Raw genomic sequence first — 12594 nt, forward strand, 5'->3', positions numbered from 1 at the left:
ATTCTTATAAGTTCGCGAATTTAATGAATTATCCCTAAAAACATTTATTTAAAAACAAAAAAAGACGACGCGTTAACGTAGTCTTTATTAACTTGAGTTTAGTTGGATCCTTATTTAACGATTACCTTTTTAGTTAGCACTTCATTCGCTTCTGTTTGCATGGCTACTATATAGGTTCCTGTTGCTACATTATTGAATGGTATACCGTTTTCTAATTGTGTTGTTGAAACATCTGTTAAATTTAGAATAGTTTGTCCACGCATATTTATTAGCGATAACCTACTCACATCACTATTTAGCTTCTTAACAAATAAGGTATTAGTTGAATTTTGATAATACATATAGTTTTCTGTAAAGGCAGACACTTGTGTACTTAAACTTTGTTGCTCGTTTTGAAATACAAGTTCCAATCTTTTATTAAAAATACCTGGACTTGATGTAAAACTATACGGGGTACCCTGTGTTAAATCGAAATAGGCTCCTGTTAAATTATCGTGTAAATAGATGGCTTGACCATCTTCGATATTTACTGTTTCCGTAATACCAATTACAAAACCATTATCGCCGGATGACCTGAAGTTTAACGGAATAATTTTATCGTCGGTTATTGGTCCATAAGCTTGAATACTCATATTTATACCTTGAAACTCTAAATTTAAATCATTGTTTTTTTGAGTAGTATTTTTTGCTTCGTAACCATAATCATAATCATCGGTTGTATAGTCGCTAAAACCTAATAATAATTCACGTTTTGTATCTGGACCTGATGTTGAGCTAAATTCTAATCTAATTTTCTGCATTATAGGCTCCTCATCACCATTATCTACCTCAGTTTCCTTTTCTTTATAATTTTTAACAAGCTCAGATTTTGAAAACAATGAACCTGTATCATAAGGACCTGTCGGGGAATAATCGGCTTCTTTTACAAATACGCGTTGGCTATTATTAAACTCTACGGTTCCATCGAATGGCAAAACACCATTATTCTCAATCTCCACCATAAAACCTTGTCCCACCGGTAAGTATCTTGTTGGCATTTTTGTACCTTCTAATCCTCCTGTATCATTTCCTTCTACACCAATAAACTGAGACGCTCTTACCGTTCCTGTCTTGTTTACTTGGGCATAACCACCATTATACTGATCAAGTACGTGGCTTGAACCGCTCCACTGCTGCCACAATTCCACATTGCCTTCTATAACGCCTATGTTATCATCGATAAACTTATGAATATCTAGCGCCGATGGATATGGGTTAGCCAACAAATAAGCTGTTTTTGATACATTTTGAACAGACCCGGTTCCACCTACATCTGCTACATTGACTAGGATGGTACCGTTATTTGGTTTACCATCAAAAATATATTGTTGCGATGTACCCGTAGTTCCGCTTCCTTTTTGTGTATAGCCAACACCAGGTGGTATTGGGGTCGAAATACTAAATTGCTCCCAATCATAATACGTAACACCATTTTTAAAAGTGAATAACCAATAATTACTGATGTTTCCGCTACCCGTATAACCCGATGTAAATGGCATACTAGCTCCTGTTCCATCCTTTAGCATATCCAAAGTAAATGCCGCATTGTTGGCGTTATTACTTGCCGTATTATTATCACTTAAACTTGTAGCTCCTGTTTCACCAACTGGCGACCCCCAATAGTTATACCAAAACGGACAGGTTGTTCCTTCTTGGCGTCGTAATATTTTTCCTGTAGCCGAGGTAACTAAGTCACTTGTAGTGGTTTGTATTAATTGCGAATCGTCTTCTAAATCTAAAGTACCATTTAATTCTAAATACCAACTGTTTTCAACTAGGTTATCGCCCTGTACTGTTAAGGTTTTATTTGCATCTATATACAAACCAATTGACTTGGTTGAGTTACTAGTGGTTACATTATGCTTTATTTCTATAATACTCCAGTCTTTATTGCTTGTAGCATTTGTAATATCCCAAACATTTCCATACAACCATGTGTTTGCAGATGTCCAATCACCATCTGCCTGTGTTGCATAAGGTATTGGAGCTGTTTCATCTTGAAACGAAGTAATGTTACGAACTTTAGTAATTCTATCAAAAGATGAAAAATCGAAAGTTCGTGTGTTAGAAATTATATTACTTAATGGGTAATAGGCTAATAAACTTGACCATGATACGGTTGCATTTGTAGTCGCATCTGTAATATTTTTATTAATTGTTTTTCCTTTTACATCACCGTCATTATTTTTAATTTCTTGATAGACCATGCGCTGTATTTGACTATCTGTAAGTGTAGTATTAAACACTCTTACTTCATCTACATCTCCTTTAAAATATTCGCTTCCTGAACCAGTAGATCGACGTCCTATTTCAAAATTACCATTTGAAGCGACATTAGCTATTGTAGACCCTGTAGCACCCACACTAACACTGGTTGAAAACACTCCATCCACATACAACTTCATGATTCCAGTGGCACTCGAAAAAGTTCCTGTAATATGATGCCATTCATCGTAATTAATATTTGTAGCTGCAGAAATGGTTTTTAAAGTAGTGGCAGCTGTTTTTAGCGTAAATGTGGGTTTATTGCCATTTTGAAGCCATAATCTACAGCCCACATCTTCACCTGCAATGGTCATATTGGTTGTATTTCCAGAATCGGATAACACCCAAGCCATAATAGTTACATTACTTATTCCGTTAATAAAATTTGGAGTCGTCACATAATCATCAACCCCATCAAAGTCTAGTTTAGACTCTTCTATAAATGGATTCACAATAATATCCCCACCACAATTGGCTAATAGCTCTTCGTTTGTACTTGGTAATGAAATACTAGTTACTATATCTATATCTTGAGTACAGCCACCACACCCACTATCAAAACCACCACCATCATCAATATCGTAGTACAAATGCCCTGATATAACACCATTACTACTCAGTGTTGCATTTTTACGCACGACTAGCAAAGAATTTTTGTCATCTCCAATAAGACTATAATTATTTAAGTTAATATTATCAACTACCATAATATTAGAATTGGTAAATACCGATCCGGTAAAATTCAAGGTACCATCTAATATAAGTAAACCCTCATTTGTATAATCGGCATTTAAATTCATGTCTGAATGGATGTATGTAGAACAAAAATTATTCAACCCACTCGATCCTCCTGAAGATAAAGATCCAACCAACTCAAATAATCCACAGTTATTAAAAGGAGCATTCATTGCAGAATCACCTTGTACTATAACTTTAGCATTCGGATAGTTATTTATAGAGGCATTTCCTCCCAAATTTAAATCACCTCCTATATTAAAACTGCCAGCATTATCTATTGTAGCAGAACCACCAGGAGCATAATCACCTGGTACTGAAACAATACCATCAACACCTATGGTTATGGGTAAACCTGAAAATGAAGGCGTATTTGTAAAATCAATTTCACCAGCGGCTAAAATTTGTGAAGAACTGGTAAATGCAGACACCTGACCAGTATACTTTACGCCAGATGCCACATAAAACGTTCCTCTAACATTAAAATTAAAATTACCTGTGTAATTGACTAAAATACAAATAGACTCACTTGACGATAAAGAGGTAGGTGCAATTGTTGGCAGCCCAAAAGCATTTTGCCACCCTGTAGAAGTATACGTATACGTACAATTTGAAGGTGCACTAGGGGGAACAAATGTATTACCACCACATGTTTGCGCCTGCAAGCTTAATACCAATAATAAACAAGCTAGACTTAAAAATAAACGAAAAGTAGGTTTCATAAAATTAACAATTAGATTTAGCATTTTTACTATGATATGTTTCAATCTAAATACAACACAATGAATACTTGAGGGGCCAGTAAACATTATTAAACAAACCAAATTTATGGTTCTCAATCAATTACTAGTACAATAGTAGTAATAAATTACCTATTAAACTAATAAATAAACAGTTTTTTATCGATTAAAAGCGCAATAAGTCCGTTAAAACACTGTATCGGTTCCTAAAAATGACTATTAAAAAGATAAGCAAAAACCTAGTTCACAATAATTTTTTTATTGAACACCTGGTTATCATCTGTCCTGAAATAGACAATATATGCACCTGTTGCCAAACCAGATAGTTGAATTCCATTACTCAAAGCCTGTGTTGACACATCTTTTAACTCCTTAACTAGCTGACCTGTCATGCTTATTACCGACAATCTGCTTACCGAAGCAGTCAACTTTTTAGCAAACAAGGTATTGGAACTGTTGTGGAAGTATATAAAGTTTTCATTATAGCTAGCCTCTGCCGTGCTCAAGGCTTCTGATTCTGACTGGAACATGATTTTAAAACGCTCATTAAATATTCCTTGACCCGATGTAAAACTAAACGGGGTACCCTGAGCTAAATCGAAATAAGCGCCTGTTAAATTATCTCGTATGTAAATAGACTCCGTTTCATCTATATGTTCTGTTTCAGTAATTTTTATACCGAATGTATGATCACCCGAAGACTTGAAGTTTAAAGCAACAACCTTGTCTTTTGTAATTGGCCCATAGGCTTGTATACTCATGTTTTCTCCATCGAGGTCCAAATTTAAATCATCGCTAATTACTTTAGTATTTCTAGCATCATAACCATAGTCAAATGCATCAGTGGTATAATCGCTAAAACCTAACAATAATTCTCGCTTTACAAAAGGACCTTTGGTACATTCAAACTCCAACCTAATTTTCTGCATGACACCTTCTTCTACGGCTTCTTCCTTTGAAGATTCATCTGAAGATGTTGAAGTAGTTTGGGATTTTTTAGAATTTGTTTTTGAAAATATTGAACCCGTATCATAAGGACCTGATGGGGAATAATCGGCTTCTTTTACAAATACACGCTGGCTATTATTAAACTCTACGGTTCCATCGAATGGTAAAACACCATTATCCTCAATCTCCACTATAAAACCCTGTCCTACCGGTAAGTATCTCGTTGGCATTTTTGTACCTTCCAATCCTCCTGTATCATTTCCTTCTATTCCAACAAACTGAGACGCTCTTACCGTTCCTGTCTTGTTTACTTGAGCATAACCCCCATTATAGTGATCAAGTACGTGGCTTGTGCCACTCCATTGTTGCCACAATTCCACATTGCCTTCTATAACACCTATGTTATCATCGATAAACTTATGAATATCAAGCGCCGATGGATATGGATTAGACAACAAATAAGCTGTTTTTGATACATTTTGAACAGATCCGGTTCCGCCTACATCTGCTACGTTTACTAAAATGGTACCGTTATTTGGTTTGCCATCAAAAATATATTGCTGTTCTGTACCCGCAGCTCCGGTGCCTTTTTGTGTATAGCCAACACCAGATGGTATTTGGGTCGAAATACTAAATCGCTCCCAATCATAATATGTAACACCATTTTTAAAAGTGAATAACCAATAATTACTAAGGTTTCCGCTACCCGTATAATCCGATGTAAATGGAATACTAGCTCCTGTTTCACCCTGTAACATATCCAAAGTAAATGCCGTATTGCTGATATTATTACTTGCCGTATTATTATCACTTAAACTTGTAACTGCTGTTGCTCCCACTGGCGATCCCCAATAGTTATACCAATACGGACAGGTTGTCCCTTCTTGGCGTCGTAAAATATGGCCATCGGCAGAGGTTACTAAATCGCTGTTTTCGGTTTGTATTAACTGCGAATCGTCCTCTAAATCTAAAGTGCCGTTAAGTTCTAAATACCAGCTATTCTCTACTAAATTATCGCCCTGTACTGTTAAGGTTTTGTTGGTATCTATTAATAATCCGATACCCTCATGTGAACTAGATGTTGTAACTTCATTTTTAATTTGTACAATACTCCAAGTTTCAGGAGATTGTGACGTTGGCGTAAAAAGTGGTAAATTTTCAATACCCCAAACATCCCCATGTAGCCATGTGTTTTCATTGGTCCAATCGCCATCATTGGTCGTTTCAAATGGCATAGGTGCTGTTTGCTCTAATACCGAGGTAATATTATATAGGTTAAGTCCATTTCCATTCCCAGAATAATCTAAAACCGGAGTATTTTTAATATCTGTTAGCGGATAATAAGAAATTAAACTAGCCCAAGGAATTGTAGCACTAGATGAAATATCTACAATATCTTTAGGAATAACAGAACCGTGAACATTTCCTCCTATATTTTCTATTTCTTGATACACCATGCGTTGTATTTGGTCATCAGTAAGAGCGGTATCAAAAATTCGCACTTCATCCATCCAACCTTCAAAATTGTATTCAAAATCATTGATGCCGCTAACAACTCCTAGACGCAAGGGTTCTGCATTAGTAGATAAAGTTCCTGGCAAGCTTCCCCATGAAGACGCATAACCGTCTCTATAAATTTTAGCTTCAACATTAGCTCCATTTTGCCTAACTACTACTGTTAGATTTGTCCAATCGCTTTTATTAAATTTCCACCCCGAACTCACAGATAAAGTTGGTGAATTATTATAAAAAACACTTGCAAAGACATTATTATTAACAGCATTATGGGCTGCCCCCCAAGTTTTTATAGAAACTTCAAAAACATCATTTTGTCCCATTACAAACACATCATCGCTCGTATCTAAAGTTGGTCCATTATATTTAAACCAAAGCGATACAGTATACTCACTTAAGCCATTAATTACAGAATTGGATACTTCAGCATAATCATCTACCCCATCAAAATCTATAGTTGCAGAAGCAGGAGGATTTATATCGAAGTAATCTCTATAATCTAAATCGCCACCGGTAAATAAGTCTAAATCCGTATCTGGAAGTACAGTCAAATCGGTAGGGTCATTTATTTCGTCATTCACGTCCAAAGGATCACTAAGGTTTCCGCCTTCAAAAAGGTTATCCAAGCCATCGTTATCCAAATCGGTAAATGTAACTATAACATCGGCCATACCATTTTCTTCGATATCTAATAAGCCATCACTGTCGGAATCTAAATCTCTAAAATCAGGAACCCCATCACCATCGGTATCCTCGAGAGTTACAAATCCTAAACCGTAATTATCATCTATACCATTTAGGCCTGCATCAGTAATTCCAGAACCAGCACCACTAGGTGCTACATACCCTAAAGTTGGTTGTGCTTCAATATTATCAGGAATCCCATCATTATCACTATCAATATCTTGATAATCTGGTAATCCGTCGCCGTCTGTATCTTCACAATTAGGAAGTATATAGAGTTGCACTTTATCGACAAAATTCCCTGAAGATGTTCCACCGCCTGATGCAACTTGAATAGCAGTAAAGGTTAATCGTGTTACAGTCTGTCCTGCCGGCACCGTATACGTTCCTGTATGCTCGGTCCATGAGGCATCTCCGGCCGAACTAAAATCGCCTTGACTGGTTAAAGTTCCGGTTGGATCTCCAATTAAAAGCCTAGCAATATCTTCTTGTGCACTGCCAGCGTAACTTGTTCTTTTTCTATGGGCAAAAGACCATTGTAGCATATCGCCAGGCGTTGTTGCTATATCTTGATATAATCCATCATTTGTAGTAGCATTAATTTCTGCCCACTGAATTCCAGAAAATGCTACACCACCTGCATCACTAGCTGCTCCTTGTGAGTTATGCCAGATTTCTAAATGATTGTTTGTCCCATCAGAACTTTCCCAGTTAGGAATTTCACCGGCATCTCCTTTCCAAATACCCGAAGTTCCAACAACATCTGTTGGACCATCATCTAAACCACTAGTTATAATATTTAAGTCTTCAAAATCAGGATTTAATAAGGGTGTTTTACCTAAATCGGTACATTCATCAACATCTAAAATCCCATCATTATCATCATCTAAATCGCATGTATCTGAAATATTATCTCCATCAAAATCTAAATTTCCTGAAGCTGCAGCATCACAAGGGTCTGCAGTAACTGTAGCTTCAACCACCACGTTGTCCCAATATATATCTTCTGAACTGGAGTTCGCCCCAGATCTAAATCTAAGCACGGTATTAGCACCACCAACAGTTGTAAATGAGACGGTTTCAGTTCCTGTATCTGTATCATTTGAAGATGGACATATTTGATCTCCATCTCTAGTAAATAAAGTTGTAGAAAAACTTGTACCACCATCTGTGGAAAGTGCCACGTCTATATAATCATTCGATTCAAATCCAGAACTACTATCATTACAACTCCAAGTAAAAGTTACCGATGCTGTTTCGTAACCACTTAAATCAACTTGTCTTGTGATAGTTCGCGTACCACCTCCGTTCATAAACACTTGCCCTCCAGTGAAAGCTGGAGACCCCGTTGTTCCCCAATTAGCACTCCACCCTGTTCCGCCAGAATTATTATTACTACTAAAATCATCACAAGCTATGTCGTTTCCAGACAAAGTACATTGCGCATGAACCATAAGAGCTGGCAACAAGCACAACATGGCAATAAGCATATGTAAAGTATGTTTCATAAAAGTAGATTTTAGACTTGGGAACCTTAATCACTTAATTTTTAATCACTTAATTTTCTACATAGTAAAAAATATAATACACAATAGTAGGTAAAACAGTCAGAAAAACCTAATTTTTTATCGATAAAAAGCATTTTTATTCGTTGAAATGCATAAAATCCATCCGTTTATACCATTTAAATAGAAAAAATTAATAAAACGAATGCTATTTGGCAGCCATTTATAATTTAACATCTTGATTATTAGACCCCAAAATTTAATAAAGTCACTTTTTTATACCTAATCTTTTTTTTAAATTAAAAAGTAGCAGACCAATCCTATTTCACAATAATTTTTTTAGTGAGCACTTCATTGGCCTCAGTGCGCATATATACCACATATGCTCCTGTTGAAATAGTATTGAATTGTAATCCATTTTGCAGGGTTGCTCCTGCAACATCTTTCATTTCTAATACCACCTGCCCACTCATATTTACCAACGATAAACTATTTACATCGCTATTTAGGTTTTTAATAAACAAGGTGTTTGTTGAGTTTTTATAGTACACATGGTTTTCGTTTAAACTAGAAGCTTCTGTACTTAAACTGGCCTGTTCATTTTGAAATACTAACTCGAACCTTGTATTAAAAACACCATGATCACTATTAAACTCATAACCTTTATTTTGCGTTAAATCGAAATAGGTTCCGGTTTGGTTATCTTTTAAATAAATAGATTGGTTTTCATCTATATTTTCTAATTCACTTAGCTTTATTTCGAATGAATTATCGCCAGACGATTTAAAGTTTAATGGCACCACCTTTTCGGCTGTTAAAGCGCTGTAGGCTTGGATAAGCATATCCTTACCTTCAAAATCTAATAATAAATCGTTATTTGTTTCAACCATATTTTCTGCATCGTAGCCATAATCAAAACTATCGCTTGTTTTATCACTAAAACCTAATAATAATTCGCGATGTGTTTCAGGTCCTGTTATGGAATTTAATACCAATCTTATTTTCTTAAATTCTGTATCTGTGCTTGTTTCACTACTATTGGATGCCGTGGCCTTTTTTGTGCCTTTAAAAAATACCGAACCTGAATCATAAGACCCATTGGCATCGGCTTCTTTTACAAATACACGTTGGCTATTATTAAATTCTATTTGGCCATCGGCTATAATACTCACCATAAAGCCTTGCCCTACAGGAATCGACTTAGTGAGTATTTTTGTTCCGTTTTGAGACCCTGCCTCTACTCCCCCTGAAAGACCATCAAATTGGAAAGCTCTTGTAGATCCTAATTTATTTACTGTAGCATAACCACCATCATACTCGTCTAAATTATGCGAGGTTCCACCCCACTGTTGCCAAAATTGCAAACAACCCGATATGACACCCGCATTATCATCCAGAAATTCACCCACATCTATGGCAGATGGGTAAGGATTACCAACTAAAGATTGTGTTTTATCCGATGATGACCCTTTTTTAACAACGTCTATCAAAATAGTTCCGTTATTAGGCTTACCTTCAAATATATATTCCTGTTCGGCTCCTACAACACCAGTACCTTTTTGGGTATAACCTACTCCAGGCGCTATAGCTGTAGATGTACTTATTTGTTTCCAATCCCAATAAGTTTGCCCACTCATATAAGTAAATAACCAATAACTGCTTATAGAACCATTTCCGGTATAACCATTAGTAAAAAAATAATCGCTACCGGTACCATCTTTAATCATATTTAAACTAAAAGGACTATTATTTGTATTATTAGCAGATGCGTTATCATTAGATAAGGTTGTTTCTCCTAATTCTCCTACTGGCGAACTCCAATAATTATACCAATACGGACTTGTAGTTCCTTCTTGACGGCGTAATACCTTGCCAGTTGAAGAGGTTACTAAATCGCTGGTTTCTGTTTGAACCAATTGCGAATCGTCTTGTAAATCTAATATCCCGTTAAGCTCTAAATACCAGCTATTACTAACTAAATTATCGCCATTTACCGTAAGTCTTTTACCTGGCGCTATTATTAAACCCGCTGTATTTAAGGTTGCGTTTACAGATACATCATTATCTACCTTAATAATGGCATACCCTGTATTACTTAGTGCATCCATATTCCAGTTATCGCCATATAGCCAGGACTGTGCATCACCCATAGTACCATTTGCAATAGTTGTATATGGCATTGGAGCTGTTTGATCCAAAAATGTAGTAATATTATGTAAGGTAGCCGTATGCCCATTGTTAGAAAAATCGCTAGTGGTTAAATTTGCAATATCTGTCATAGGATAATAGGCCTTTAAATTTGCCCATGGAATACTTAAATTTGTACTTTCATCTATGATTGTTTTTGGAACTACCACACCAGAAACACTACCTGCATTTTCTTGAATTTCCTGGTGAATAATTTTTCGCATTTGATTTTCGGACAAGGCAATATCAAACACTCGAACCTCATCAATTTCTCCTTTAAATAATTTTGAATGATCTTGCCCTTTAGCACCAATGGTAAAATTATATGCTGAAGCATATATTGGCGAGGATAGTGATACATGATCGTTTTCTACAACCATTTCCCCATTCACATAAATTTTAAGCATTGAAGAGGGCAACGAACTATTAAACACAATAGCTATATGCGCCCAAATGTCCTTTTCTAATTTATAGGTGGTTGGAACATTAACCAATGCATTATTAACTTTTACCTTTATTTGTTGCGAATGATAGGCTTCTATTTTTAAATTATCAAAATTGATTATGTAACCTGAATCTGAAAAATCTGAAGCTATTTTTGCCCATACCATAATGGTAGCTTGATCGTAATTTTCGAGATTTAAATCGCTATCTATATAGTCGTCAACCCCATCAAAATCAATAGAATAATCCCCATTAAGTTGTAAACACGAATAATCTGATACGGATATTTCTATATCTTCAATAGAACAATTACCAGAATTATCGGTAATGGTAATAGATTTATCGCCTGCGGAAACAGGAAATGGTCCAAAAGATTGCGGTGCTCCATAGGTACCCGTACCCGTAAAATCGCCACTAACTGTATAGGAGTCTCCCAGATTTGTACCTTCAGGATTAAGGGTTATATTATAAAAATCGTCTGACACATTAAATGGTGTACCATTATCATCGCAAATAAATTCTAAATTAGATTCTAATAAATTACAGCTCACAAACCCAAAATCGTTATCACAACTCTTTTGACCAAAAGCAGTAAAAGCTACCGAATAATAACTTGCTGTAGTTAGTGTACCTCCATTAGGAATGGTTGTTTCATCTATTGAAACTATATAATCGAGATTGACTGCATTTGGCTTAGAATACGAAACATTTAGGTTGTCAAAATATAAATAATTATCTTCTTTTTCTCTTTCTCCAACACCTATAATTCTAATATGGGTTGTGTCACTTATATATGACGAAATATCAAAAGAATACGTTTGTTGCGTTTCGTTAAATGAAAAGTTATCTAATGTGGTATAGGTGGTACCATCGGATGACACTTGTACATTTACAGTCCAATTTTGCCCATAAGAATCACCTATTTCCCGCGAAAAGTCAAAGGATAACGTTGCCGAATCATAGGTTGACAAATTAACAGTCCTGTCAACTCCTACACCAGTCATATCCTTATTTCCATTCGTATCCTGACCAAATCTGAGCTTACCAGATTCAACCCGAACATTACCACTATGCGCCCCATTATTTTCCTCCATTTCGTCCCAAGAATTGCTCCAATTCTCAGAACCATTATTGTTAGAAAAAGATATTGAGTTAAAATAATCTGCAACATTATTAGTTGTTGGCGTTTCTGAAATGACCAATGAATAATCACCAGAACCATTTGAAGTCCCTGATGTTACCATAACATCTCCAGAATCTATAATGCCATTACCATTAAAATCTTGATACAAGTTAACGGATACATTTTCAACACCAGAATCTGAGTTTTCGTGGCTACCATTTTGATTTAAATCGCTAAAAACCGTACCGTAAACTATGTTTTGGTTTGGCGCCGTAACGCACTGTGAATAGGAGGTTGGCATGTATACAAACAGACAAACCAATATTGTAAGTAATTTTATATTCATAATTAATAGACTTGGGAATCTAGAATTTGTAATTGGTAAATTATAAAACATTTTAAACTGAAA

At 35.7% G+C, this 12594-nt stretch carries 3 protein-coding genes; all 3 read right to left on the reverse strand.

Annotation, left to right across the window (positions count from 1 at the left end):
- Positions 1 to 110: 110 nt before the first annotated feature.
- The 3 genes from ABJM36_RS06185 to ABJM36_RS06195 all read right to left on the reverse strand — a co-directional run bounded on the left by ABJM36_RS06185 (position 111) and on the right by ABJM36_RS06195 (position 12531).
- Positions 111 to 3761 (reverse strand): LamG-like jellyroll fold domain-containing protein, encoded by a 3651-nt coding sequence (locus ABJM36_RS06185; RefSeq protein ID WP_348450276.1) that lies wholly within the window; start codon positions 3759 to 3761, stop codon positions 111 to 113.
- Positions 3762 to 4018: 257 nt separating this feature from the next.
- A complete protein-coding gene (locus tag ABJM36_RS06190; RefSeq protein ID WP_348450278.1) occupies positions 4019 to 8434 on the reverse strand; it encodes a T9SS type A sorting domain-containing protein in 4416 nt (1471 codons plus the stop codon).
- A gap of 317 nt (positions 8435 to 8751) precedes the next feature.
- Positions 8752 to 12531 carry a LamG-like jellyroll fold domain-containing protein gene (locus ABJM36_RS06195; protein ID WP_348450280.1) on the reverse strand — a complete coding sequence of 1260 codons (3780 nt, stop codon included), beginning with the start codon at positions 12529 to 12531 and terminating at the stop codon, positions 8752 to 8754.
- Between the last annotated feature and the right edge of the window lie 63 nt (positions 12532 to 12594).

The sequence above is a fragment of the Algibacter sp. genome (assembly GCF_039977455.1).
Taxonomy (GTDB): domain Bacteria; phylum Bacteroidota; class Bacteroidia; order Flavobacteriales; family Flavobacteriaceae; genus Algibacter_B.

What these genes read in the sequence shown, in the direction of transcription:
- ABJM36_RS06185 (WP_348450276.1), bottom strand. Translation starts at nt 3,761, where the DNA reads ATGAAACCTACTTTTCGTTTATTTTTAAGTCTAGCTTGTTTATTATTG.
- ABJM36_RS06190 (WP_348450278.1), bottom strand. Translation starts at nt 8,434, where the DNA reads ATGAAACATACTTTACATATGCTTATTGCCATGTTGTGCTTGTTGCCA.
- ABJM36_RS06195 (WP_348450280.1), bottom strand. Translation starts at nt 12,531, where the DNA reads ATGAATATAAAATTACTTACAATATTGGTTTGTCTGTTTGTATACATG.